The 25,539-nt window shown below is 55.0% G+C and carries 19 protein-coding genes; 8 read left to right on the forward strand and 11 right to left on the reverse strand.

All coding sequences use genetic code 11. The features are described 5' to 3' along the window. Window positions 1-254 precede the first annotated feature (254 nt). Window positions 255-464: a hypothetical protein gene (locus DMG62_16945; GenBank protein ID PYY21839.1), complete on the forward strand. Its 210-nt coding sequence runs from the start codon at window positions 255-257 to the stop codon at window positions 462-464. Between the two features lie 59 nt (window positions 465-523). Here DMG62_16945 and DMG62_16950 read toward each other — a convergent pair whose 3' ends face one another. Both DMG62_16950 and DMG62_16955 read right to left on the reverse strand, forming a co-directional pair. Next, entirely contained in the window at window positions 524-1,318 is a 795-nt protein-coding gene (locus DMG62_16950) for a short-chain dehydrogenase (protein PYY21882.1), read from the reverse strand. Between the two features lie 208 nt (window positions 1,319-1,526). Then, window positions 1,527-3,155 (reverse strand): hypothetical protein, encoded by a 1,629-nt coding sequence (locus DMG62_16955; protein ID PYY21840.1) that lies wholly within the window; start codon window positions 3,153-3,155, stop codon window positions 1,527-1,529. Here DMG62_16955 and DMG62_16960 point away from each other — a divergent pair. Further along, window positions 3,142-3,366: a hypothetical protein gene (locus tag DMG62_16960; GenBank protein PYY21841.1), complete on the forward strand. Its 225-nt coding sequence runs from the start codon at window positions 3,142-3,144 to the stop codon at window positions 3,364-3,366. The two genes, DMG62_16955 and DMG62_16960, sit on opposite strands and share 14 nt — an antisense overlap. Before the next feature lie 94 nt (window positions 3,367-3,460). On the opposite strand, the gene DMG62_16965 is transcribed toward DMG62_16960, so the two are convergent. Continuing rightward, on the reverse strand, window positions 3,461-7,486 hold the full coding sequence (locus DMG62_16965; GenBank protein ID PYY21842.1) for a hypothetical protein: 4,026 nt from the start codon (window positions 7,484-7,486) through the stop codon (window positions 3,461-3,463). Between the two features lie 17 nt (window positions 7,487-7,503). Then, window positions 7,504-10,641 carry a hypothetical protein gene (locus DMG62_16970; GenBank protein PYY21843.1) on the reverse strand — a complete coding sequence of 1,046 codons (3,138 nt, stop codon included), beginning with the start codon at window positions 10,639-10,641 and terminating at the stop codon, window positions 7,504-7,506. 227 nt (window positions 10,642-10,868) lie between these two features. Here DMG62_16970 and DMG62_16975 point away from each other — a divergent pair, with 227 nt between their 5' ends. After that, on the forward strand, window positions 10,869-11,435 hold the full coding sequence (locus tag DMG62_16975; GenBank protein PYY21844.1) for a hypothetical protein: 567 nt from the start codon (window positions 10,869-10,871) through the stop codon (window positions 11,433-11,435). A 207-nt stretch (window positions 11,436-11,642) separates the two neighbouring features. Further along, window positions 11,643-12,458, forward strand: coding sequence for a hypothetical protein (locus DMG62_16980; GenBank protein ID PYY21845.1), 816 nt, complete (start codon window positions 11,643-11,645; stop codon window positions 12,456-12,458). Window positions 12,459-12,485: 27 nt separating this feature from the next. Here the strand turns inward: DMG62_16980 and DMG62_16985 are convergent, their stop codons facing one another. Further along, window positions 12,486-13,031 (reverse strand): hypothetical protein, encoded by a 546-nt coding sequence (locus DMG62_16985; GenBank protein ID PYY21846.1) that lies wholly within the window; start codon window positions 13,029-13,031, stop codon window positions 12,486-12,488. Then, window positions 13,028-13,621, reverse strand: a complete 594-nt coding sequence (locus DMG62_16990) for a nicotinamide mononucleotide transporter (GenBank protein ID PYY21847.1) — start codon at window positions 13,619-13,621, stop codon at window positions 13,028-13,030. The genes DMG62_16985 and DMG62_16990 overlap by 4 nt, the downstream gene beginning before the upstream one ends. Before the next feature lie 295 nt (window positions 13,622-13,916). Here DMG62_16990 and DMG62_16995 point away from each other — a divergent pair, with 295 nt between their 5' ends. Beyond that, window positions 13,917-17,096 (forward strand): hypothetical protein, encoded by a 3,180-nt coding sequence (locus tag DMG62_16995; protein ID PYY21848.1) that lies wholly within the window; start codon window positions 13,917-13,919, stop codon window positions 17,094-17,096. Window positions 17,097-17,154: 58 nt separating this feature from the next. Here the strand turns inward: DMG62_16995 and DMG62_17000 are convergent, their stop codons facing one another. From DMG62_17000 to hpt, 5 genes are all read right to left on the reverse strand, one after another. Beyond that, complete coding sequence (locus DMG62_17000) at window positions 17,155-17,694, reverse strand: hypothetical protein (GenBank protein ID PYY21849.1); 540 nt, start codon at window positions 17,692-17,694, stop codon at window positions 17,155-17,157. A gap of 50 nt (window positions 17,695-17,744) precedes the next feature. Beyond that, window positions 17,745-19,031 carry a diaminopimelate decarboxylase gene (lysA, locus tag DMG62_17005; GenBank protein PYY21883.1) on the reverse strand — a complete coding sequence of 429 codons (1,287 nt, stop codon included), beginning with the start codon at window positions 19,029-19,031 and terminating at the stop codon, window positions 17,745-17,747. Between the two features lie 21 nt (window positions 19,032-19,052). Further along, a complete protein-coding gene (locus DMG62_17010) occupies window positions 19,053-20,822 on the reverse strand; it encodes a serine/threonine protein phosphatase (protein ID PYY21850.1) in 1,770 nt (589 codons plus the stop codon). 100 nt (window positions 20,823-20,922) lie between these two features. Next, on the reverse strand, window positions 20,923-21,645 hold the full coding sequence (gene deoC, locus DMG62_17015) for a deoxyribose-phosphate aldolase (protein PYY21851.1): 723 nt from the start codon (window positions 21,643-21,645) through the stop codon (window positions 20,923-20,925). Window positions 21,646-21,665: 20 nt separating this feature from the next. Beyond that, complete coding sequence (gene hpt, locus DMG62_17020) at window positions 21,666-22,220, reverse strand: hypoxanthine phosphoribosyltransferase (protein ID PYY21852.1); 555 nt, start codon at window positions 22,218-22,220, stop codon at window positions 21,666-21,668. Between the two features lie 163 nt (window positions 22,221-22,383). On the opposite strand from hpt, the gene DMG62_17025 reads away from it, so the two are divergent. From DMG62_17025 to DMG62_17035, 3 genes are all read left to right on the forward strand, one after another. Beyond that, window positions 22,384-22,731 (forward strand): sulfurtransferase, encoded by a 348-nt coding sequence (locus DMG62_17025; protein PYY21853.1) that lies wholly within the window; start codon window positions 22,384-22,386, stop codon window positions 22,729-22,731. Window positions 22,732-22,842: 111 nt separating this feature from the next. After that, window positions 22,843-23,550, forward strand: coding sequence for a metal-dependent hydrolase (locus DMG62_17030; GenBank protein ID PYY21884.1), 708 nt, complete (start codon window positions 22,843-22,845; stop codon window positions 23,548-23,550). Window positions 23,551-23,897: 347 nt separating this feature from the next. Beyond that, window positions 23,898-25,436: a hypothetical protein gene (locus DMG62_17035; protein ID PYY21854.1), complete on the forward strand. Its 1,539-nt coding sequence runs from the start codon at window positions 23,898-23,900 to the stop codon at window positions 25,434-25,436. Window positions 25,437-25,539: the final 103 nt, after the last annotated feature.

The following is a 25,539-nucleotide window of genomic DNA, read 5'->3' on the forward strand; positions in this document are numbered from 1 at the left end:
AGCGAAGAGCGAAGGTGTTTCAGGCCCGCCTCCCTTGCGCGCTATATTGCTTAGGACTTCATCGCGTGGCGTAGTTCAAAAAATGCTCTCAGTTCCACAATACTGATTCTTGGCGCAAGCCTTCTGCTCCGAACAACCAATTAACGGCGCGGGGGCCGGAACCAGGCTGGCTTTGTAGCGCTCTAAGGACAGCACTCGCCGGTGCACGGTGCGATTCCTAGATAATCTCGGTCTTCCTGAGCCATGTCTCTACCATGAGTGATCCGGAATACCAGCATCATTCTTTCCACCGTGGCCGGGGAGTGCTTCTCGGGCGGCTGAATGTTTCCGCATTTTTCAGCAAATTTTGGTTCGGCGGTCACAGGGTCACCTCACGCAAGTTCTTGCTTTTCGTCGGATTTTCAAGCTTGGATGACCGGGCAAAACGGGGAGGTTGGATTGGCTATCCGCCAGAAGAGAGTTGACCAGCATACCGCTCAGCACTGGTGTTCCGAAGTTTATTCGATCTGCTTTAGGTGCTAGCTTAGTGACCTGCAGAGCGATGGCTCCGGCGCAGCGATTCCCAACTCCCATCAGCGGTCCAGCCACCATCGACCGTGAGGCAGTGCCCGTTAATGAATCCGCTCTGCTTATCGTCGGCAAGAAATGCGATTGCAAGTGCGATATCATCGGGCGTCGCGAAGCGTCCCAAGGGTATGCGGCTCGTGATGTCGTCCTCTGTGTACGTGCCGCGCGCTTGATCCACAGCATCCATCTCGGTCTTCACCCAGCCTGGGCAGACGGCGTTTACGCGTATGCCTCTCCCACCCCATTCTGCGGCAAGCGTCCGCGTCAGACCGATAAGTCCGTGCTTCGAGGCGTTGTATGCCGCCCTGTCCGAGATACCTACGAGCCCAGCTATAGAGGCTACATTGACGATCGAACCGTGACCTGCAGCCAGCATTTTATTGCCGAAGGCCTTCGAGAGAAGAAACGGCGCGACTAAGTTCACTTCCAGCACGCGACGATAGTCGTTTCCCGAAGTGGCCTCAGCCGCGGCGATAAAGCTGATGCCTGCATTGTTGATCAAAACGTCCGTTTGGCCCCAGGCGTCGTACGAACCGCGGACGAATTCATCCACAACAGACTCATCGGCAATATTTCCCGCAAAACCGATAGCCTCCCCGCCCCTTGACTGAATCGACTGGATCGTTTCGTGGGGCATGCGCAAATCATTAAGCGCAAGACAGTAGCCTCTCTCCGCCAAGGCCTCGGCGGTCCGGCGTCCGATGCCTTGCGCCGCGCCGGTAATTGCCGCTACTCGTTTCTCGAGGACCAATTCGCCTCCGTGTTTGAAAGGGGATATCAGAAGGGAAGCGAGTGTTCCCTTGGAGACGTGCGCTCCCAGTTTCACGCTTTATATGCCGGGGAGAATATAACAAGCCGCGGCTGATGGGAAAACGGCGAAGCTGGGAAAACAGCATCGTGCTCATCCGCCGCAAAACCCGTGCGAGTGCGCGCGGCGGTCCTGCGTATTCCTCTTCCTACTATTTGCGTGAACAGGCTTTCACCGTGCTCTTTCCCCAATTGAATGTCCGGAACGGGTCGGTAGCAATGACTCGGGTGCGGACGCCATCGATCACGGCGGGTACAGCGACGGACTTTCCTTTTTCGACAAAGACCACAATCGCGGACTCGCCGGGACTGTCATTGCTTGCGCCTACTCCTACCCCAATAATGGCGGAGTTCGTCATCAGTTCCTCGGCATGTTGCTGTTTGGCGCCGCGTGCGCGAGCGACCTCGGTTTCCGAAATAGGTGAGAGCGCTGCGGCCTGCTTTGCCTGAGGGTGTAATGCGTTGAACTCTCCGTTTTCCACGATCCTCGTGCGGACTCCATCTACCTGTGCCGGAATGGGAAGACTTGCCAAGCCACGGAGGGTGACTACTACGGCCGACTCGTCAGGATTGTCGGCACTACGCCCGACTTCGACAGTGTCCACAGCCGAGTCCTGCATGAGTTCGTACATGCGGTGATTGCGCGCAAGCGTGGCGCGCGAAATCTCGCTCTGAGGTAGCCCTCGTTTTTCCTGAGGACCAGGACTTCCGGGTTGCAGCTGCAATCCCGCGGGGCATGCGACCGGATGGTCGGAGCCGCCGACTACCTGCGGAGTTACTCCATTCGAGTCTTTCAGCGCGTTGTAAACATCTTGGATCGGATTTCCTACTGTGCCGGTATTGCTGCCGGCATAGAGCAGTGCCACCGGACGCGAATTCGACGAGTCGACGATAAGCGACCCTGAGTCTCCGCTGTTGCTGAAATTCGCGCCTGCGATTGCGACCTGATTGTTATAGGTAACGTCAAAATTCGTGCCACCCTGGCATGAAGTGGAGTAAGTCACGCGAATTAGCGCATTCGTCGCCGTCACCGTAGAGCAGGTGAGCCCAGAGGCGTCACCACTCTTAGCTACTGCTTGGTTTATCGCCGGAAGGCCCGTAATTGCTGATGGCTGGGCCGGTTGTCCCGGCGCGGCGAGATCGAGGATAGTTCCACTGGTATCCACCTGGCCGGTCACGATCTGAGCAATGGCCGCGTCAACATTGCTCGTCTTGAGTGCGGCTGCCTGAGACATATTGGCCACTGTACGGATCCCTGCAGTTCCGCAATTGCTGTCTGCGAGCCCCGGCTGCGAAATTGGATCTCCAACCGCCCCTTGGTCCGATTTATTGAGAACGTGATTATTGCTGAGGACGTAGAGCGTCCCAGCGCGAGAGACCAGCGAACCAAGAGTCCCTGAGCAACAAAAAAGCTGATTACCGCTTCTCGTCGTATCCGTTGAATTTCCTCCGCTCGTGCCCAATTTGATCGGGCCACTCTGCGGGTCCTGGTTGTCGTGATGAACGCGTATGTTGGCCGTGGCGGTTCCAGACTTGGTCGAGTCTGCTGTCGAGACGGCCGTAATCGTGACGCTCGATGGATTCGGAGCAACTGCTGGAGCAGTGTATAGTCCCGACGAACTGATCGTTCCCGCTGTCGAGTTTCCACCCTGCACTCCACCCGCGCTCCAGGTGACGCTGATATTCGATGTTCCCGTCACAGTCGCCGTGTAGAGCTGTGTTCCGCCTGGATCGATAGTGGCAGAAGCTGGCGTAACCGTCACGGTGATGTTCTGGGTCATTCCTCCACTAGGTGACAGGGAACTTGATCCTCCTCCGCCACCACAGGAAATGAATACGGTGCCAATCGACAGCAACAGCAGGGCCCTAATCCAGGCCGCGATACTTCTCAACATCATCCAGCTTCTCCGAAGATACCGTTGCTTTGATTCAGGAACTCGGAAAAAGGATACCAAGCGCGGCAAAGCAAGTGGGATCTTTGATCCCCGCTGAAAACAATAGAAGCGGGGGCGGTTTCGCCCGGCGACTCTCATGCAGCACGAACGCCGGGCAAGGGCGCGCCGCGCTTCATTTTTTTGTGTCAGGATTACCAGCTCTTGTGAATCTTCGTGTCGAAGCCGAAGCCGCCGTTTTGGTCGCGCGTGCCGCTGAAGGAGACGCGGGGGCTCACTTGATACTCGAGTTTTATCGTCGTGTTCTGCGTCTGGGTCACGTCGGTCGCGAATGTTACAAACAGATTGCCGGTGACGCGCTGTTGAATTGCGACGCGCGCTCCGGGATTCTGCTGGTTGTTTCCCAATTCAGGATCGATGGAGAGCTGCGAGATTCCGGCTACTTTCTCCAGCCTGCTCGTTACTTGACTGCTCACCTGCGAGGCCACAAGCGACTCTGCGCCCATGCTGCCGGGCTGCGATCCACTTACATCCTGAGCTTCCGTTGTTTTTCCTCTCACGATGAGATTGATGATGTCCGAAGGCGGCAGTGATGGCACTGAGGTGTACGAAGTGTGCAGACGATCCGCTGGACCATCAAAGCGCATCATGATGTTGTATTCCTGGATGGTCGTGCTTACCGCGGCATTCACCACCGGACGAGTCTGGTAGGGATTCACAAAATCGATCGTTCCGCTTTCGAGAATGTAGCGGTTGTTCTGGAAGATCAGGTCGCCGCCTGAGAGATTCACTCGGCCCAGAATCACAGGATCCGCGGCTGTGCCACGAACTTGAAGATTGGCGGTGCCATCCAGACTCAAGGTGCGGCTCGTGAGATTAATCCCGTTGGTCGCGGCGACGCTGAGATCCAGCTTTACATTATCGGCAAAGCCTTGCGAGGGAGCGGGAACAGTGTCGCCCGAGAATTGTCCAATGAAGTCCATGAGGTCAAAATCGGGAGCGAAGGAGAGTTGATTGATACGAACCTGTCCGGTCAGTAGCGCAGAATTCAAATTGCCGGTGAGCGCAAGGTTCGTTCCCAAGCCAGTCCGTACGCCATCTGGATACAACAGGCGAATGCCGCGTCCAGCGAGTGCCAGATTGAAATTCAAAGCCGGACGATAGACTACGCCACCGCTTGCCGTAACCTCTCCTCCGCCTACTGTTCCTTTGAAACTGGTGATGTTCAGACGATCTTTCGTCAAGGTGAGCACGCCGTTCCCATTTTGCAATCCTAAGGGAAGATCGCCGCTGGCCAATCCGGCATTCATAACCTGAATTTGTCCCTGAACGTCAGGGTTCGCGCGGTTCCCGTATGAGTTAATGTTTAGCTTCAACTGTCCCGAAGTGACGTAATCTGGATCGAAGAGCTCGATCAATTTGAGGTCGATCGTCCCGAGCGCCAGCAGCGAAACCGGCGCATTGGGGTCATTCATCGGCACGCGTGCCTGAAGTGCCAGATCGGTATCGGTACCGCGCAGCTGAGCCCGCTGAAGGGAAAGGATGCCATTCATGTAATCAATATGAATCGGGCTCACCGCCGCGATTTGCACGGTGTTGGTGTAGTTTACGTTCAGCATCGGAATCTGGGCATGAGCCTCGATGCGGTTCTTGTTCTTCAGTGGTCCGCGCAGAGTAGCGTGAAGCTCTGTTTGGCCGGACAGCTTTCCAGCTTGCGCCGGAGCGTAGGCGGCTACGATGGTTTCGAGCGGAATCGCCTGAGTGTCGAGGGTTGCATCTGCATAGTAGTCGCCCGTGAGGTTTACTTTCCCGTGGCTTCGGATCGACGTATTCAGCACCTGCGAGTTCAGGTCGAAGTTGCCGACATGGTTGGCTACGTTCGCATTTAGTGCGATCCCGTTCACCGTCTGTTTGTCGATGACCAGTTTGGGAATCTGCAGTGAAGCCGTGAGTTGGGGATTCTGAACTGTTCCGTGTCCGTTGGCGATCAGGCTGAGTACTCCGGAGAGATCCATTCCGCGCTGCTTTACGGTTTGCAATTGCGCTAGTTGGATTCCCGGCGCCTGTAGTTGCAGGTCGTACGCCTGCGTCTTTGGATAATAGATAAGGTTACCGTTTGCGGCTCCCGCAGGAATGCGAGCGGCCAGTTTCGCGTTCACGACGTCGCCCGTGCCATTGAAATTGACGTTGAGCGAATTGATTGGCTCGGCTGCTACTTGAGCGTTGGTAAGGCTTAGTGTTCCCTGACCGATAGGATTTAACTCCGTGCCGTGCACGGCGACATTTGCTGCCAGCGTTCCCTTAATGGGAGTCGTAACTCCTCCGGCCTTTGCCAGCTCGCCGACATTTAGATTATTGGCGTTGAGCCCGACCTGAATAGGACTAGTATTCGAGAATGCCCAATTATGAAGACCTGCGCTGAGATTGAAGGTAATACGGCCGCGATCTGCGGGATCGAGCTCTCCGTTTGTCAAACTCGCCAGGCCGGGACTGGCGTCGACGTTCGTGCGCACAACCTTCCACTGCGTCCCATGGACCGTCAGATTGTCGGCATTCAACGCTCCATTCAAGTGCGGAGCAGTCATCGATCCACGGACAGTTCCGTTGAAGCTGGCGGTGCCTCCGAGGCCGAATGGTTGCGAGCCTGGAGCACGGAATTTATCGGCGATGTTTTCGAGTTCGTGCAGATCGTTTGATTGCAGGCGAACCTGCAACGCCGAGCGATCGCTCACGGTTCCGTTTAGATTCAGCGAGGTCTGCGGGAGACGAATGTAGCTATCTGCCAGGGCGATCGATTTGGTTGCATTGGCGTAACTGGCGTGGATCACGCCGTTGAGTGGCACTGGAGCTGCACTTCCGCCCGTTGATGCGATGGCGGCCTTTACGGTCGCGTTGGTTTTCGCAACCAGATTGTCGAACGTGCGTCCCCAGGTGGCATCAGCGTCAGCGTTCACGCGACCCGTTAGTGCGACCTGCTTCAGGGCGGGTGAATTCATCATCGCCTTCAGATCAGCAACGTTGACTCCACGAAGATCCGCCACGAGATGAGACTGCGACTTGCCAACGAGGTCGTGGATCTTCAGATTGCCGATCAGCTCGCCACCTAGAAGGCCCGCGTGCATGTTCTTTACTTCGAGATTCCCCTGCCGCACGGTATAGCGCGCTCCGATGTCGCGGATGTTCGCGCGTAAGGACGGGGCGACTACTTGAAGTTCGCGGCTGCTCAGTCCGCCATCGACGACGATGAGCGCGAGCATCGGAGTATCCGGCTTGGCTTGATATTCCAACGAGCCATCAGCCTGCAGCAGTCCGATCGGCAGCGAAGCGTTCTTCAATGTCTTCCGAATTTGCCCTGCATCGAGCAGTGCCTGATACGTGGCATTCACATGGGGGTGTACAAAGTCGGTGAGCGTCGCATTAAGAATAAAGTGCGAGTTGCCGCTATGCAGCGTGGCATTCGTTAACTTGAATTGCTGCGGAGTTACGTCGAACTGTGCGGCCAAGTCGTGCGGTATCGGATTGAAGTTCTCGAGGTTGAGGTGTCCATCTTTGTAACTCAGCGTGCCTGAGTACTTCTTCTGCGAAGGATCGAACGCCGACTGAAAGTTCAGGTCGTGCAGGTCGGCGCTCATCGCACTCTTGCGGTTGTTGTAGTAGATCTCGCCGTTGTCGAGTAGGGCATGGCGCACGCCTAGATCGAAGATGCTGGTATTGTTCTTTTGCCCGCTGCTCTTCGTCTGCGGCAGATTATCGGTGCCATGCGCATCTACGAACAGTCGGACCACGGGATGGTTGACGGTCACGTCGTCCATGTACCACGTCTTGCTGACAAGGGAGACCACCCGGATTCCCGCGTGAAGATGATCTACGGTCAGCAGAGGCGGAGTCGGGTAAGGATTCGCTCCGTTAATTACGACTCCATAAAGATCCAGGCTGGGTGAGATTCCGTTGAAGTGCAGCGCGTAATCGCGTACTCGGACCTGGGAACCCAGAGCAGCCGTGATCTTCTCTTGCGCCGTTCGCAGTACGTACTGATGGACTCCACGGCTGTGAAACAGTACGTACACCGTGAGCACGGCAAGGATGATGAGAAACAGCAGAATGCCTAGGGTCCAGGCAGCAACTCTCTTCCAGCGTCTGCGAGGCGCAGGCTGCGCAACCAGGCGTGGCTTCTCGGGCGGCTCGTGGTAATAAGGAGGTAGATTTGGCGCTGCGCTCAAGGGGCCCTAAACTCCGCTCAGAATGCCTGTCCGATCGTTATGAAGTACTGCCATGTTTTGACTCCCGGAGGAGCATTCAAGTTGTAACCGAAGTCCACGCGAACCGGTCCTACTGGGGTTGCATAGCGGAATCCGAGTCCCACCGTGTTCGTGTACTGACCGTGAAAACCAATCGTGCGGAACACATTGCCGCCGTCGTAGAAGGGAACTACTCCGAGTCCTTCCTTCAGCGGCACAGGAATGCGGAACTCGGAATTGACCAAGAACAACTGATTGCCGCCGACGGGCACGGTGATCTTTGAGCAAGTGTTCGGATCGCTCGGATTTCCGCAGGCCGGGATAACTCGCTGCGGCCCCGCCGCGTTCAGGGCGAATCCGCGCAGAGTATTGCCTCCACCGGTGAAGAACTCCTGGCTGAGGGGAACATGTCCGCTAAAGGCAGTGGCAAACCCTGTCCGCACGCTGTTTGCCCAAACGATCTTGCGCTGCGTCATGGTCTTGTAGTATGCGGTCTGGGCGAGGAACTTTCCGAAATTGAAATTAGAACCCAGAGCCGAAGGATTGAAGTCGGCTTCCCAGGTTTCGTAAAGGCCCTTGTGGGCATCAAGTTGGAAGTCTCTCGTGTCTCTCACATAAGTAGCCGACAGAGTCGAGAGGCGTACATGGCGATCGGAAGCTGGTACTAAATCGGGAATCAGCAGATTCGTGAGCCCTGTTTGCGAGTAGTTGTAACGGAGAAACAGATTCGTTGTCTTGTCCTGATTCAGAGGACGTTGTAGCTGCCATCCTGCCTGTCCAATCAGTGAAGTGAAGATTGGATTCTGCGCATCGTGCTCTCCACCAATATTGAAGCTCGACGCCCAATTGCTCCCGCGGAAGTACGGATCTGTGTACGCGATCTGACCGCGCTGGTCGAGGCGCGAGCCTAAGGCATTGAAGCTGATTGTCTCGGCTCTGCCCCACAGGTCTTTGCGCGTGTATTGAATCAAAGCCCGCGGTCCATAGAAAGTCTTCTGGTTGGTCTTGAAGTTCTTATTCAATCCCACGACGGGAAGCCCAGGCAGAGCTACGGTTCCGCTGGGAATGCTGCCGCCACGATTGATTACGTCGAAACCAAATCCGTAAGTCAGATCGTTCCTCTTCGCCTCGTGGACCTTTACCAGCACATCCTCTTCTGTTTGCGTAGTGATGCGTCGCCTGGGATCGATCTCTGCCCAATCGAATACTCCCAGGTTATAGAGCTGAGTCTCGTTGGCGAGCATGTCATCTTCCCGCAGCGGAGCTTCGGGCGAAATGGGAGCGACGCGATTGATCAGTGACTGTTGCGTTTCGCCACGGCCCAGAGTCACGACACTGGCGGTTCTGACTTGCGGACCTTCCTCAATAAGGTAGCTGACCTCGAGGCGGTGCTTATCTTTATCGATTGGCTTTGCTGTTTGCCGGAAGCTGGCATTGAGATATCCGAGTTTCAGGTAATTAGCCATGATGGTATTGCGGTCCTGCTGCGCGAGCGTCTGAGAATAAGGTTTGCCTGCCGCGAGGTTCAGACCCTTCGGGGCTAATACCGAGAGCGATTGCGTGTCGTTGCCTTCGACGTGCATGGCTTCGACGATGTCGCGTTCGCCTTCAACCACTCGGAACGTCAGGGTGATGTTGCCTGCCTGATTGTGGACCTCCGGGGTGACCTTGACGTCGCTGAAGCCATTGGCCTGATAGACGCGTTGCAGGTTCTTGATGCTGGTGTGGAGCAAATTCTCGCTGTAGCTTCCGTGAGAAAAGATGTGGGCTTTTTTCACCGGCACGTGCTTGAGCAGGTCGTCTTCTTTTAGCGTCTGGTTGCCGGCGATGTCGACGTCTTTTACTTTGTGTCGCGGTCCTTTCGCGATTTGATAAACGATCGTTTCACCATCGGTTTGTTTCTGCGTGTTGACATCTACCTTCGCATCGAAATATCCCTTCGACTGAAAGTGAGAGACCAGGTTCTTGCGACCTTCCTGAATAATTTCGGGATCGACTCCGACCTGCTGGTACACCGGTAGCAGTTTCCTCTTGGTCCAGCTCCACACATGGCCGCCCTGAACCTTCACGTGATAGAACGGGCCGCTCTGCACGTTGAACGTGATATCTGCGCGATTGTTGCCGGCGTTGTAATTGGCGGAGATGAGCTTCACCTTGGCATCGAGATGATCTTTGCTCATCAGCGAATTCTGCAGATAGTTGGTGGCATTCTGGAGAGTTTTCAGTGAGTAGGTCTTTCCTTCACGGATGGCGGCATTGCGCAGCCGCGCACGGAACGAATGAACCTTGGATTGGAGAAGAGCTGTGTCTTGCGGAGTGGCTCCAGACAGCGCGACTTTACCAAACTTTGCCTTGCGTCCGAGGTTGATGTCGAAGTAGACGTTGGCGAGCCCATGGACTCGATCCGTAACAACCCGTGGCTTTACCGTGGACTGAAAATATCCTTCATGTTGCAGGAATCTCTCTAATGCTTTGTGCGCATTGGCTACGTCGACCGACGTGTAAGGTCCGCGAGGGGGATACTCGGCAACTTGTAACAAACGTGCATACGCAAAGCGCTGTTCCGCTCCCGGAAATGAGTACACACCAAAGTACACAGCAGGTTCGAGGATAAAGAGTACCCGCACGCCTGCGGGCTCCGGCCGGATCTGGATTTGGACGTCATGGAAGCGGCCTGCACGTTTCAATGCAGCAACCGTCTCATCCACCTTCGCCTGCGAGAACGGTTGATTTGCTTTCTGTGCGAGAAGGGGGAGCAGGTTGTCTGCTTTCAGTTCGGGCTGTCCAGCGAGCTCGACAGAAGAGACGTTTTGCCCTTCGTAGGAAGGAAGCACCTCTTGCGTTTGCTGCGATGTGTGAGGTGTTTGCGCCGGCGTCGCGGTTGGTCCGGTTTGTGCGCAGAAAAACGTCGCGCAAAGAACTACGTCGAAGAGAGCTGCGCGGCGGGAGAGCCAGCCTGAATAGCCGAGAAGAAGCACGATTGTGTCAGATGAGAAGAGAAGCTCAGTGTTTGTCTCAGTTCGGCGTGGCGCTTCTCGACTCAATTCGGCGGAGCTGAATCGGGAGAATTCAGCAGCACGCGATTTCGAGCATCTGCCCCAGCAGACGACCGAATCCAACCTAGGCAAGCCATTCAAAATCCAAAGTGCCGGTATTTCCGACGCAAACGTTTCTTAATCAAAGGAAATTTCAACTTCTCACTCAAGAGGGATTCCAAGAAATGAAACGAACATGGTTAGCAGCTCCGGTTTTGCTCATGGCATTTGCCTGGGCAGGAGCGCAGACAGCGGGATCTACAGGATCGACAATGGGCGGAAGCAGCACCAGTGCCGGTCCAAGCACAACAACCAACAGCACAGCCACCATGGGTTCTCAAAACAGCACGGCGGCGGGTCCGATGGCTCCGGCCGCCAGTCCGTCAACCGGAACTAAGACCAGCAGCACGGCTGGTCAATCCACCAGCGCGAACCCGAGTAGCAGCACGACGGGTACATCGAGCGGAATTGGTTCGACGTCCACCAATCAGAACACCACGGTAGGCGCGAGCGGGACCTCAACGACGAATCCGAGCACGACCACCGGCACTTCAGCAATAACGCCTGGCGCCAGCGGTAACGTCGGCGCAGCTGGGTCCACCGCAGGCTCGACTAGCGCTAACGGGACTTCTGGCACCAGCAATACCACGGGCAATATGGGCACAACGGGAACGACCGGTTCCATGACAGGAAGCACCGGAACCGCTGGCACTGCGCCCACGACAAACTGTGCTCAAGTCACTCCAGGAACCTCCGGCAGCAGCACTGCCACTCAGGGGGCAACTACCGGAACAACTCCAGGGACGGGAACAAATTCGCCCGCAGGGACAAATCAAGCGACGGGAATAAATTCAACAAACTGCTCTTCGACGACAAACTCCACGATTCCTCATTAAAAGGCGGTACGAATGGGTCCGCTCCAGCGTCGCTCTCACGAATGCGCTGGGGCGGCCGGCCGCTTGTTCCCTGCGTATCTTGACCGGTAACGCAACTTTACTTTCCTTCCATTGTTCACATCTGTAGCATCTGTTGGGGTTGCCACTCCGTTGAGGAAGTACTGCGCCAAATCACGTTTTGTTGCAGCAAGGTTGGTGAGAGGTGGTTTGTGTCTGCTGCTTGCGTGGTTTGCTGGGGTTGCGACATGCTCCGCGTCTGATCCGGCCTCTGCCGTTGATTTGAATCGCGGCTTTGAGCAGATGTACAACCTGGACTTTTCTGCTGCGCACCTGACTTTCGCGCAATGGGAGCAAGCGCATCCTGATGATCCGATGGGCCCAGTCTCGAATGCAGCGGCATTTCTGTTTGCTGAATTCAATCGGCTGAAGATTTTGGAGTTTGACCTCTTCACGCAAAACGAGAAGTTCGAGAAGCGTCCGAAGCTCTCACCAGACCCGTCCGTAAGAGCAGCTTTTGAAAATGAACTTCAGCGCGGCGAACGGATCGCGAGCAAAGTTCTCGCCAGAGCGCCGAATGATCTGCACGCATTGTTTTCATTAGTGATGATCAACGGCCTGCGCAGTGACTACACGGCGATGATCGAGAAAAAGAACCTCTTGGCGCTCAGCTACACCAAGAGTTCGCGGGCGATCGCGGAGAAATTGTTAGCTGCCGATCCGTCTTACTACGACGCTTATCTTGCCGTCGGTGTTGAGAATTATCTGTTGGGTTTGAATCCCGCTCCGATTCGCTGGATCTTACATATTGGGGGAGCGCAAACCGACAAAGTAGAGGGCCTGGAAAAATTACGCATCACGGCTGAGAAAGGCCACTACTTCGCCCCCTTCGCTCGCCTGCTGCTGGCGGTCGCAGCGCTGCGTGACAAGGACCGCAACACCGCGCGCGACCTGCTCTCCGCACTCTCGCGAGAATTCCCGGGAAACGACTTGTATCGCAAGGAACTCGCTCGGCTTCAACCATAAAAGATTTCCTAAGCCACTCCACAAAGATCAAACAGACGGATTGAGGAGCTTTTCGATTGCGGCTACTGCTGTGCGCAAGCGTTGTTCGTCTTTCCCGGAGATCAAGGTCCAGCGCAATTCCCGTTCGGTGAGCTCCTGGCGAAAGCGGTTAGTCATCCATTGCCGCAGGTGCTCGCCGTCGCGTAGCCCATCCTGGGCAAAGGGTATGTCACAGTCAGTGAGCAAGTAGAGGTCATGCGTACGCTGTTTGGCGATCTTCTCAACCTCGGGTGACCAAGCTCCCATGTAACGTTCTTGCCAGATGCAGGTGGCAAGCACATCGGTATCGCAAATGAGCACGCGATTGGCTGTTTTTGCTAGCTGATCTTCGAGTTCGATCTGCTTCTGCGCGATAAGAACGAATTCGTCATTGCGCCACTTGTAATCAAAGAACGCCTCGCGTCCGACGCTGACTTCGGTATACTCGCGTCCATATTCGGGAACCCAGACCGTTCCGAAATGCTCTGCCAGCTGCTGGGCGAGCGTGGTTTTACCTGTGGACTCGGCTCCGACAATTGCTACTCGCTTGATCATGCAAGCACTTGTTTACTCTCGGACGCCGGAAGATTCGTCATCCTGCGCTGCCACTCGCGCCAACCTGCGATGCACATTGCCAGAAATATCGCGTAGAGCAAGCTGGTCAGATACAGGTGCTTGTAGACGTAGAGGGCAATGTAAATTACGTCAACCGCAATCCACCACCACCAGTTCTCGACGACTTTCCGAGTGAGCATGTATTGAGCAGTAAGACTCATGGCCGTTGTGAGTCCGTCCCAGAATGGGACTGTGCTGTTAGTGTATCGGCGTAAGAGCTCATGGAAGAGGATGGTGCCTGCAGCAGTGAGTGCGACATAAACAAGCATGCCACTTTGCGAGGTGCGACTTATTTTCAGCTCCGAATGCGCCACCCCGCCACGTAACCAATTCCACCAGCCATAGATCGAGATCGAGATGTAGAACCACTGCAACAGCGAGTCCGCGTACAACCCCGACCGCCAGAAAACGACGACATAGAAGATGTTATTGGCGATTCCAGCAGGCCAGTTCCAGACGTTCTCCTTCACCTGCAGCCAGACGCAGATTGCTCCGGTAACGAATCCCAGAAGCTCGGTCCACTTCACCATTCAGGCAGGCAAGGTTAGCACTCAGACGGACTTGTAGGCAGCTTGGGATGGATTCTGAGTGGGGTAAGCCATTGATGTATTTTCGTCCCAAAATCGGAATCCCGGACTTCTGAATTTTGTAGCTGCTTTCCGTTTGTAATATTTCTGGACGAAATCTGAAAGTTAGTGCCTGACAATCAATAGCTTATCGGGGATGATGAATGGTAGGGAGGTTGCAGACATGTAGATCGGCTGTTCTCACTTGGGCAAGAAATTCACCCCGAGAAGAGGGGTTTGACGATACAGGAGACGGTACATGCAAAGATTCTCCAGCAGTCTGCGGTTTGTTGCTTTCGGACTCGTTCTGGTTAGTGCCAGCAGCCTGATTGGCCAAACGCTGGCGGCCGTGCAAGGTCAGGTAACCGATCCCAGTGGGGCGGTGGTGCCTGGCGCGACAGTAACAGTGACGAACACAGCGACGTCAGTGTCGCAAACCACAAGAACTGATTCAAACGGGAATTATCAGGTCCCTGCGCTGCCGGTGGGTGCGTATGACGTTGATGTTCAGGCAGCTGGCCTTGAGAGGCAGCGCGCAAAAGGCCTCATTCTCGATGTCGGACGAACTGCGGTGCAGAACTTTCAGCTAAAGGTAGCGCAGGCAACTGAGGTAGTGACCGTCGCAAGCGAGATACCCGTCGTTGAGTCGACAACCATGACGGTGGGTCAAGTCATGGACCCGAAGAATGTGCAGCAGATTCCTCTGAATGGACGCCATTTCGTCGACTTGGGATTCCTCGTTCCAGGTTCCGTAACGCCGCCAGCCAATGGATTTTTGGCACAGCCGATTCGCGGCCAAGGCTCACTTGCATTCAATACTGCTGGTCAGCGGGAGGATGCTGTGAACTTCTTGGTCAATGGCATCAACCTTGCCGATATGACCAATGGTCAGATCACCTTTCAGCCTTCGATTGCGACGCTCGATGAATTTAAGGTCGATAATTCTACTTACAGCGCAGAATCAGGGCGCAACTCCGGTGCGGTCGTGAATATGGTGACCCGCTCAGGAACGAATAGCTTCCACGGCGAGGCGTTCGATTTCATGCGCAACAATTACTTCGACGCGCGAAACTTCTTCAACAAAGTCGGGGCGCCGCAATCGCAATTTATCCGCAACGATTTCGGTGGCGATCTGGGTGGACCCATCATCAAAAACAAGTTGTTTTTCTATGGTTCGTATGAAGGACTGCGGCAACGGCAGGGAATTACGATTAACCAAACGGTTCTTAATTCCGCTCAGCGGGCAGCGGCTCTGGCTTCATCTAGCGCGGCAGTGCGGCAACTGGTTCCACTGATTCCTCAAGCCAATGACTCGTCTGGCTCGAAGTTCATTGGCTCGGCATCGGCTCCGGTGAAACTCGATCAATGGACCGGTGACATCAGCTACAACGTGAGCGAGAAAGACCGGGTACACGGTTATTACGCATTACAGAAAGACGTCCGGACGGAACCAACCGACGCCAATGGCGGCAGCACGGTTCCGGGATATGGCGACCAGCGCACCGCCCAACGACAATTGCTAACGGTGGGCGAGAGCCATGTCTTCAACCCAACGCTTGTCAATGAAGCGCGCCTGGGCTTCAACCGGATCCATATCATTTTCGACGCGATCAACAAAGACGACCCAACCAAGTTCGGGATCAACAATGGGCGCAGTGGACCCGTCGGCTTGCCTGAAATCAATATTCAGCAAGGGGGATTGGATTTCGGCGGCGTCTCTGGATTTCCGCAGGGACGCGGCGATCTCACGACCGTGCTCAGCGACACGGTCACTTATCTTCGCAGCCGGCACACTTTCAAATTCGGTTGGGAAGGCCGGCAGGTGAATGACAACGGCACGTTCCAGCATGACCTCGGGTTCGTCCAATTCGCGAATACCACCGACTTCATCAACGGCAATGCCTTCCTCTACACCAGCGTCGGAGATGTGACTCCGCACTTTGTTCAGCGCGCTCTTGATTTCTTCGCTCAGGACAGTTTCAAGGTCGCCTCCTATCTCACGCTCGAACTTGGGCTGCGCTATGAGTGGAATATGACGCCTTTCGAGAAGGACAACCGCTGGGCCGAGTTCCTGCCGAACGGCACTCTGGTTCAGGCTGGCTCGTCCGCCCTGCCATTGCTCTACCAGCAGAACAACAAGAACTTTGAGCCCAGACTGGGTTTTGCCTGGGATGTGTTTCATAATGGGAAAACCGTATTGCGCTCTGGCTACGGTTGGGCGGTCGATCAGCCGCTTCCGATCACGTTCCCGGCGAGCAATCCGCCATTCGTGAGTCCCTCGCGCTTCTCGGGAAGTACCGCCAAGCCTTTCACAAGCTTCGCGACCTTGGCATCCGACGCCGCAGCCGCCGGCGCCTCGGTCAATACCGTGGATCAGAACTTCAAGAACGCATACGTGCAGTCCTACAACCTTAATGTCCAGCAGGAGATTTCTCCTTCGACGGCGATCATGGTCGGATATTTCGGGTCGAAGGGAACGCACCTGCGTCAACAAATCAATTTGAACCAGCCCTTCTACACCAACACGACCACGGGCGCGCAGTCACGGCCGTTTCCAACGATTGCTGCCAATAGCCCCCTTCTTCCCGGCGCCGCGCTGGGTACCAGTATGACGACTCGGGTAAGTAACGGTAATTCGAACTACAACGCACTGTGGGCTACGGCAACGCGAAGGCTAGCCAGGAACCTGCAGTTCTCGGCGAACTATACGTGGTCAAAATCGTTGGACTATGCATCGCAGACCGGATCGGCGGTCGCCGAAAACAGTCTGAACGTGCGCCAGGATTATGGGCTGTCAGACTTCGATGCCAGGCATCGGTTTGTATTCACCAGTCTGTACGAACTGCCATTTAAAGGAAACCGCTTCGTCGATGGCTGGCGCATAAGCGGCGTTCTCAGCCTGCAATCGGGAAGTCCGATCTCCTTATTGAATGGCGTCTCGTCTACGACCTTTACCGGCGTCCCGACCAACAGGCCGGACCAAATCGGACCGGTAACAATCGTCAATCAAATCATCACTTCTGGGTCACAGAGTGGCCTTATTCAGTGGCTGGCGCCAAATTCAGTATGCGATCCCACCAAGGGCGCATGTGCGGCGGGAACTTCGTATGCGATTCCTGCAGTGCTTGTCTCCAATGGCGCGACCACGACAACCATCTTTCACTTCGGGAACATGCGACGCAATTCGGTGCCTGGGCCCGATTTCAAGAACTTGGATATGTCGTTAGCTAAGACGACCAGAATCACCGAGCGCCTGCGGCTCGAGCTTCGGGCGGAAGCATTCGACCTAGCCAATCATCCTAACTTTGGTTTCGTCAATTCGACCCGGACTGCAGCTGCAGGTTCCGCCTCATTCGGGGTAATCAACTCGACTCGCTTCCCAAATGGAGACTCTGGTTCAGCGCGGCAGCTTCAGTTTGCGGCTAAGATGATATTTTGAGCACTAGCACAGCGGCCCAGTCTGGCGGACTGGGCCTTTTCTTTTGCGCGAGCGTGAGCTATTTGGGAATCACAGGTTTCTTCTGGCTCTTGCGATCATAGACGTAGCCTCCACCGCCGCCGGCCAGTGCGCCAATTGCGGCGCCTTTCTTGCCGCCTGCAAGTCCGCCGATTGCCGCTCCACCTAAGGCGGAACCACCGACAATCACCGCGGATTTCTTTTTGGAACGGCGCTTGGGCACCGTCTTCTTAGCGGCCGTCTCAAGATAATAGTGACTTGGCGACGCGACTGGTTGTGCACTTTGCACGACTCGGGCGCCTCCAAAAGTTTGTGCTGGCAGGCTCATCGCTGTCAGCAGCATGCTCGAAACCAGCCATTTGGGCTGCTTCATTGAAAATCTCCTCCCGAAACAAACAATGGGTCCTTGCGCGTGCGCGCCGGCCAGTGTTGTCGAATACTCGAAATTGTTGTGTTGTTGGATGAAGCCGGAAGAGAGAGAGTTGGAGCCGAACGTGAGCAGCAGAACTTTACTGGAGCACCGCTCGCTCGGGTGTTTGTTTCCCGAGTGACAAAATTTCGACCAAATCAGCGGAGGCAAACAATTTCTGCTTATTGAGCAAAATCCAGTCGAGAGCGGCCGCAGCTCCCTTACAACTCCAACTTCAGCAGATCGGAAATCGTTTCACGCTTGCGTATGAGCTTTGCTGAGTTGCCCTTGACCAGAACTTCTGCTGGACGGGTTCGCGTGTTGTAGTTTGAGCTGAGTGACATCCCGTAGGCGCCGGTATCCAGGATGGCCAGCAGCTCGCCTTCGGCTACTTCCGGCAGCTCACGATCGCGCGCAAAGAAGTCGCCTGTCTCGCAGACCGGACCGACAACATCGAATACACCTGTTGAGCTGTTCTGCTGCCGAGCTACGGGAATAATCTCGTGATGAGCCTTGTAGAGTGATGGCCGCAACAGGTCGTTCATCGCAGCGTCAGTCACCATGAAACGCTTGCTGCCGTTTTGCTTCACGTAAAGCAAGCGAGTGAGTAGAGCGCCCGCAGGACCAACGATCGTTCTTCCTGGCTCAAGCAGAATATGCACCTTCAAACCGTGTAGGCCCTGCAGTAGCGCCCGGGAGTACTCCACGGCTCGTCCCTCAAAATCGAATTCAGTTTGAGGTGAATAGGAGATTCCTAAGCCGCCGCCTGCATCGACATAACGAATGTTGTGTCCGCCGCTCTGCAGCTCTCGCACCAGATCAGCGACGCGTTTCATCGCCGCCATGAACGGTTCCACGGCGAGGATCTGGGAGCCGATGTGGACACTTACGCCGGCAACGTCGAGCCACTTCGAGCGCGAGGCTTCCAGGTAAAGGTCCCAGGCGCGCTGAATGGGCACTCCGAACTTGTGCTCCCGCAAGCCGGTTGAAATGTAAGGATGGGTCTCCGCAAAGACGTCTGGATTTACTCGTAACGCCATTCGCGCCCTTTTTTTCAGCGAAGCTGCTCGTGATGCGAGGACAGCAAGCTCGCTTTCGCTTTCGACATTGAAGATCAGAATTCCGGACCTCAGCGCGAGATCGATTTCCTCTTGCGTCTTTCCGACTCCTGAGAAAACGACTCTGCGAACTGCGCTCTTGTCGGCGCGAAGCACTCGTTCTAGCTCTCCACCTGAGACTACATCGAAGCCGGCCTTCATCCTGGCAAGCAGCTTCAAAATTGCGAGATTGGAATTCGCTTTTACCGAATAGCAGAGGGTGTGAGGGACGCCCCGAAACGCGGATGTGAACGCTCTGAATCGATCTGCGATGTGGGTTGCAGAATATACGTATAACGGAGTTTTGTATTTCGCTGCCAGGGCGGTCAGCGGTAATTCATCACAGAGAAGCTCTTCAGCGCCGTTACTGCGGCGATTGCGATAGTGGAATGGACGTTGTGGGATCGTCAAGTTGGACAATAACTGCGCGTTCTACTTCACTTTAACAGCCAGCACCGTCTCATCGTCGAAGGTTGCGCGCGTGCCGCGGTACTTGTCGACGGCATCGAAGATTGCCTGCACGATTTCCTTTGCCTGCAACCTGCAAGACTGCTGGATCACCTCCTCAACGCGCTTGGGGCCAAACTGCTCGCCGGCTGCGTTGAAGGCGTCCAAAATTCCATCGCTGACCAGTACAAAGATGTCGCCAGACTCGGCGCGGACTGTCACCTCATCGTAATCCGCATCTTCAAATAATCCGAGAGGAAGGCCAGTGCTCTCTATGCGGCTGACTGCCCCCTTCTTGCAAAGAAAAGGCCGAGGGAGTCCGGAGTTGGCGAAGGTCATGATGCGAGAGTCGTCGTCCCAAATCGCATACGCGAGGCTCACATACTGTGCTTCAATCCGGCGCTCGTTTAATGACAGATTGATTGCGGATAGCATTTGCGCAGGATGTGGCTCGAGTGACGCCGTTGATCGCAGAAGACCGCTTACTAGCGCTGCGTACAGGGCAGCAGGCGCGCCTTTGCCGCTGACGTCGCCAAGCACGAAGGCAACACGTTCACCGCTGTATTCGAGAAAGTCGAACATGTCGCCGCCGATCATTAGGGCAGGCTCGAACTTGGCTGCAAGGTCTGCAGACTTCAGTTGGGGCAGGCTCTGTGGCAAGAGACGAATCTGTATTTCCCGGGCCATCGAGAGATCGCGCTCAAGACGTTGCTCCTCGCGTGCGATCCGCTCATAGAGCCGCGCGTTTTCGACTGTACTTTCCAAATCGAGCACGCCGATGGCCCGCTCTTTGTAGATCAGAGGAACGCAGAGTTCGGAACGAGTCTCTGGGTTCAGCTGAATGTAACGCGGATCTCTACTTACATCCGGCGCAAGCACTGCCTCCTGGTGCTGAACGGCGTACCCTACAAGTCCGCGGCCGAGGGGGATGTCGTGCTTGAGATGAATATTCTCCTGGTAGCGAAGCGAGAAGCGATGCACCAGCATGTTCCGTTCGGTGTCGAGCAACAGAATAGAAAACATCTGGTACTCGATGACTCGGGTCAGCAAATCGCCAATACGCTTGAAAAGCTGATCGACATTCAGGATCGAAGTCAATTCACGGCTGATCTCGTTGAGTACAGTCAACGTTTGCGCTTGTCGCGCTACCCGAGTGTATAGGCGGGCATTTTCAATGGCCGCGGCGATGCGCGAAGCCACAAGCGTGAGGATACGGTTGTGTTCTTCTGTGAAGTACTTCTCCTTGCTTGCCTGAATATCGATAACCCCGATAACCCGCTTTTTTGCAATCAGCGGCACTGCGAGCTCGGAACGGACAAGCGGGTGAGCGTTAATGTAGCGAGGTTCTTTGCGGACATCATCGACAAGAACTGAGCTGCGCCGCTCGACAGCCATTCCTGTGATGCCTTGGCCGACTTTGATCTTGAGGCGCTCCGTCTCAGCTGTATGCCCAATTTGGAATCGAATGCGCAACTCCTGGGTACGTTCATTCAACAGCAGGATCGCGAAAATCTCATAGTCGATGATCTGGCGAACCAGCTCGGCCACTCGTCCCAGCAGTTTGTCCATTTCGAGTGTGCTGTTGAGAGTGTCAGCAACATCGATGAGAAAGTTTTCGAGCCTCAGAGAGACATCAGCAGCTGTGCCACTGGTGACTGAGATTGAGCCCTGTTTGGGCGCACCATTCCCCACAGACTGTAGCTTTGTTTCAGCTGGTGCGGCAGCTGCCGGGGATTTTGTACGGCTAGAACTCATGATGCGGCATTCGAATGATAGCAGTGTGATTCAGAGGAGGTCGCTGTCGGTGCAGCGAAGTGTGCAGAACGAAAGGCGAATGGAATTTGAATGCGACAGACTAAGACTTTGCGCGAGCGGATTCGACGATCGCCACGCCGGAACTGGTTCCGATTCGGTTTGCGCCAGCCTCGATCATCGCCTGCGCATCTTCGAACGTGCGAATTCCACCAGAGGCCTTCACCCCGAGCTTGTCGCCCACCACTCCCCGCATCAGTGAGATGTCGGCAGGAACAGCTCCTGCGTGAAAAAATCCCGTGCTGGATTTTACCAAATCGGCTCCAGCGGCGACTGCGAGCTGACAGGCCAGAATTTTTTCTTCGAGTGACAGCAATGCAGTCTCGATCGTGATCTTCAATATGGCGCCATTACCATGCGCAATTTCAACCAACCCACGCATGTCCGCCTGCACCATTGCGCGATCGCCGGATTTCAGCGCTCCGATGTTCATCACCATGTCTAATTCGTGAGCTCCGAGGCGAATGGCATCCAAAGCTTCGTAGCGCTTTACGCTCGTGGTGTTGGCGCCAAAGGGAAATCCCACAACAGATCCCACCTCTACACCAGTGCCTGCCAAGAGAGAGCATGCCAGGGCTACGTTAGTGGGGTTCAGCATCACGCAAGCAAAGCCATACTCAAGCGCTTCGCGGCAAAGCTGCTGGACTTTTATATTCGGGGATTCTGGCTTCAGAAGGGTATGGTCGATCACTGCTGCAAGGCGTTGCCAGTCCGCTTGCGCCGGAGCTGCCGCGATCTGTGGCGCTTCCGAAATCTCGATAGGCATGACCGAAATACGATTTTAACTCACTCGTCACCCAGGGCGGACGGTGGAATTACGCAAATATTCGGCAGGTTGCGATAGCGTTCGGCATAGTCAAGTCCATATCCCACTACGAATTTGTTTGGGATGGTAAAGCCGATGTAATCGCCTTCGATCTTCTGAATGCGACGCGCCGGTTTGTCGAGCAGGGCCGCGATCTTCAAACTTTTCGGTTGATGCGCGCTCAACACTCTGCGCAGATAACTGAGCGTTAGACCGGTATCGAGAATGTCTTCTACGAGAATGATGTTCTGGCCTTCGACTGAATGATCAACATCCTTCAGCAAGCGCACTTCGCCGCTTTGCTGATGGCCTTTGCCGTAGCTCGAAGTGGAGAGGAAATCGAAAGTGGCGTCCAGGCTGATGCACCGAGCCAGGTCGGCGAGAAAGATTGTCGCTCCTTTAAGCACGCCAATCAGCACGACTTTTTGTCCGGTAAAATCCCGTGAGATCTGCTCGCCCATCTCTGCAACGCGCTTGGAAATCTGATCTCGTGTAAAGAGAACTTCCAATCCAGCATGAATAGTCGCGGCTGCCATAAGCGTATTGTGCTCCTCGCGCTAAAAAAACGGCAACTGCAAAAACAGAAGCAACTACTCAAGTAAATGAAATACCGGTTCCGAACTTTAAATTAGGCGCAGGTCGGCTTTTGCCCTTCGCGGAATGGGCTAATAAAATTATTTGTTTTTGGAGAGACTCCCGATGCCAATGTCCGAATTCAATCAGCTGTGCAATGAAGCTAAACGCGAGATTCAGGAGGTCGACATCCAACAGCTCAAGGCGATGCAGCAGCGGAAGGAAGACTTCGACTTGATTGACGTCCGCGAGACTGACGAAGTACAGCGCGGGACGATTCCTGGCGCTAAGCATATTGCGCGCGGCGTATTAGAGCGCGACATCGATAAGATCACAACTGACAAGAATCGCAAGATGGTTCTCTATTGCGGTGGCGGCAATCGCTCGGCGCTTGCAGCATGGATGCTGAAGAAGATGGGCTTCAAGAACGTCTACTCGCTGATCGGTGGGTGGTCGGCGTGGAAATCACAATAATTTCTGAGCACCTTCTGCGGACCTTTCCATGCACAGTTCGGTTTGAACGTGAGACCAACGCCGCCTGATACAAATTAAGTGCCAAGCAGCTTCTCAAGGGAGATTTCATTGATCGATCTAAAAGGCAACAAAATTACGTGGCTCGGACACGCAACCTTCCACATTGAGACCGCCTCGGGCAAATCAATTCTGATCGATCCCTGGGTGATGAATAATCCAGCTTGTCCCAATGATAAGAAGAGCTTCAAGAAAATTGACGTGATGCTCTGTACTCACGGACACGGAGATCATATCGGGGATGCTGTCGAGCTAACGAAGAAGCACAATCCGAAGATTGTCGGCGTTTACGAGCTTTGCATGTGGCTCCAAAAAAAAGGCGCGAAGCAGATTCAGCCAATGAATAAAGGTGGATCGCAAACAGTAGAGGGTATGCGAGTGACCATGGTGCATGCCGATCATTCCTGCGGAATTGAAGATGATGGTCAGATCATCTACGGCGGTGAGCCCTGCGGATATGTGATTGAAATTGAAGGTGGACTCAAGTTCTACCACGCCGGCGACACCAACGTCTTTGGAGATATGCAGATCATCCGCGAGCTCTACGCTCCTGAATTGGTGATGCTCCCGATTGGGGATCTGTTCACCATGTCTCCACGCGAGGCGGCCTATGCATGCAAACTGCTAAAGCCGAAATTCATTATCCCGATGCACTTCGACACTTTTCCGGTTTTGACAGGTCGACCGCAACAGCTCGAGAAGCTCATAGAGGGAAGCGGGGCAAAGGTCGTGGCATTGCAGCATGGACAGACACTCTCCTAGACAGAAGAACCGTTTTCGCGTAGTTCTCGCTCGAAATGCCAGCGCGGACAAACCTGGAACCTCAAGAAAGTTGCGGTGTCAATATTACGTTTGTGGCGTCTGGCCGCATCGTGTCTCCGAAAATCTCACGCAAGAACGAGCTGTGACTTGCATCTAAAGAGTAAAGAGTCACAAGACTGCTTGTTACCTGCAACATATCTTGCTATGTTCGCGGTGCATTCTTATAATCAGCGTTTCTCTGCCAGAAGCGGTTGCTGATTGGGGTTACTGGCTGCGGTCAAAAGGCGCACCTCAGACGCAGGACGGTCTGCGGGAAACGAGCCAGGTAGATTGTCCGGTGCAAGCCGGTGTGGTTCAGATATCAAGAACTTTTCGTGCCGAGTGACGCAGTCCGCCACTTCAGTGCTCTGGCCGGACAGCGAATGAAGGAGCTTCGAATGAAGAAGTTGCTCGCGATGTCGCTGCTGGCAATTGCCCCATATGGCATTGCGCAGGACGCCCAGAGTGCCCAGCCCGGGCAAGCCGCTTCCGGTCAACAGGCCGGCGCTCAACCGCAGCAAAAGACGATCAAGGATCCTGCGGAATACAACGCATACATGAGCGCGATTAGTAACAACGATCCCAATGCCAAAGCCCAGGCGCTCGAGGCTTTTTTGCAGCAGTATCCAAACACAGTTGTAAAGGAGGAGACTCTCGAGCAATTGATGGCGGCATACCAGGCAGCTAACAATGCCGCGAAGACGACCGACGCCGCGAATCGGCTCTTGCAGGCGAATCCGAACAACGTCCGCGGGCTGGCATTGCTCACATATCTCACTCGCCAGCAATGTAGTCAGGGTCAACAGCAGGCGTGCGGCCAGGCGGCGCAGTACGCGCAGCGCGGATTGCAGGCGGCGGATTCCATGCCCCATCCTGCCGGTGTGTCGGATGCTGACTTTACCAAGCTGCAGAACGGCGTCAAGGTGATCTTCAACGGCGCCATCGGCATGGAGGCTGTACAGCGCAAGGACTACAAAACCGCACAGCAGGCACTTCAAGCTGCTATATCCGTCCCGGAGAATGCGAATAACCTTCAGGATGTGTACCCGTTAGCAACGGCCTATCTTCAGGCGAACCCGCCGGATTATTTGAATGGACTTTTCTATGCGGCGCGCGCGGTTGACTTAGCGCAAGGTAATGCGGCTGCTCAACAGCAGATTGAGAAGTTTGCTCTCTATTACTACAAGAAATATCACGGCAGTACCGATGGATGGGATCAAGTGAAAGTGCAGGCGCAGAACTCTCCGACCCCTCCGCCTGGTTTCACGATCGCTCAAGCTCCCCCGCCGCCAACTCCGTGCGAGTTCGCCACAACGATCATGAAGCAGAATCCAGATGTTTCGCAGATGGCTTATGGAGACTGGCTCTTCGTGCTCGGCTCAGGCAATGAGCAAGCTGCACAGCAGGTATGGACTTTCCTGAACGGCAAGGGTATTCCGGTGAGCAGTACTGAGCATCCGGCGAAAGTGATTAGCGCTACGGCTCAGGAGCTTCAACTCGCGACGACGGATGACGATATCCAAGAAAACAAAGCCGACGTAACGCTGCGAATGGCTACGCCGTTGCCGGCTGCGCAGGTACCGCAACCAGGCACAATGCTCAGCGGCAAGTGGGTAGGCAAGGCAACAAGTTATCAGGCGCTTCCGCCAGCCGCTGGTCAGGGTGCGGCTGGACAACTGGCCGGAAGTCCTACGCAGCCACAGAGTCAACCCGCTGGATGCCTGCCGAATACCGGAGGCGGCGTCATGTTGACGCTTACAGATGGTGCCAAGCAGGGCGCTGCCGCCAAAAAGCCTCCCGCGAAACGCGGCACCACGGCTCGAAAGAGGACTGCGGCTCACCGCTGAAGTTCTTTGCTTCGCTTCGACAAGGGCAGCCAGCTTGGCTGCCTTTGCCATTCTTAGAGATATGCTGATGTGTCTCTCTTCAGGGAAACTGAAGACGAAGCTC

Source organism: Acidobacteriota bacterium (assembly GCA_003225175.1).
Lineage (GTDB): Bacteria > Acidobacteriota > Terriglobia > Terriglobales > Acidobacteriaceae > Gp1-AA112.

Excerpts from the sequence above, each read along its gene's own strand:
- DMG62_16945 (PYY21839.1), top strand. The coding sequence starts at position 255 with ATGAGTGATCCGGAATACCAGCATCATTCTTTCCACCGTGGCCGGGGA.
- DMG62_16960 (PYY21841.1), top strand. The coding sequence starts at position 3,142 with ATGTTCTGGGTCATTCCTCCACTAGGTGACAGGGAACTTGATCCTCCT.
- DMG62_16955 (PYY21840.1), bottom strand. The coding sequence starts at position 3,155 with ATGACCCAGAACATCACCGTGACGGTTACGCCAGCTTCTGCCACTATC.
- DMG62_16975 (PYY21844.1), top strand. The coding sequence starts at position 10,869 with ATGGGTTCTCAAAACAGCACGGCGGCGGGTCCGATGGCTCCGGCCGCC.
- DMG62_16985 (PYY21846.1), bottom strand. The coding sequence starts at position 13,031 with ATGATCAAGCGAGTAGCAATTGTCGGAGCCGAGTCCACAGGTAAAACC.
- DMG62_16990 (PYY21847.1), bottom strand. The coding sequence starts at position 13,621 with ATGGTGAAGTGGACCGAGCTTCTGGGATTCGTTACCGGAGCAATCTGC.
- DMG62_16995 (PYY21848.1), top strand. The coding sequence starts at position 13,917 with ATGCAAAGATTCTCCAGCAGTCTGCGGTTTGTTGCTTTCGGACTCGTT.
- DMG62_17010 (PYY21850.1), bottom strand. The coding sequence starts at position 20,822 with ATGAGTTCTAGCCGTACAAAATCCCCGGCAGCTGCCGCACCAGCTGAA.
- deoC (PYY21851.1), bottom strand. The coding sequence starts at position 21,645 with ATGCCTATCGAGATTTCGGAAGCGCCACAGATCGCGGCAGCTCCGGCG.
- hpt (PYY21852.1), bottom strand. The coding sequence starts at position 22,220 with ATGGCAGCCGCGACTATTCATGCTGGATTGGAAGTTCTCTTTACACGA.
- DMG62_17025 (PYY21853.1), top strand. The coding sequence starts at position 22,384 with ATGCCAATGTCCGAATTCAATCAGCTGTGCAATGAAGCTAAACGCGAG.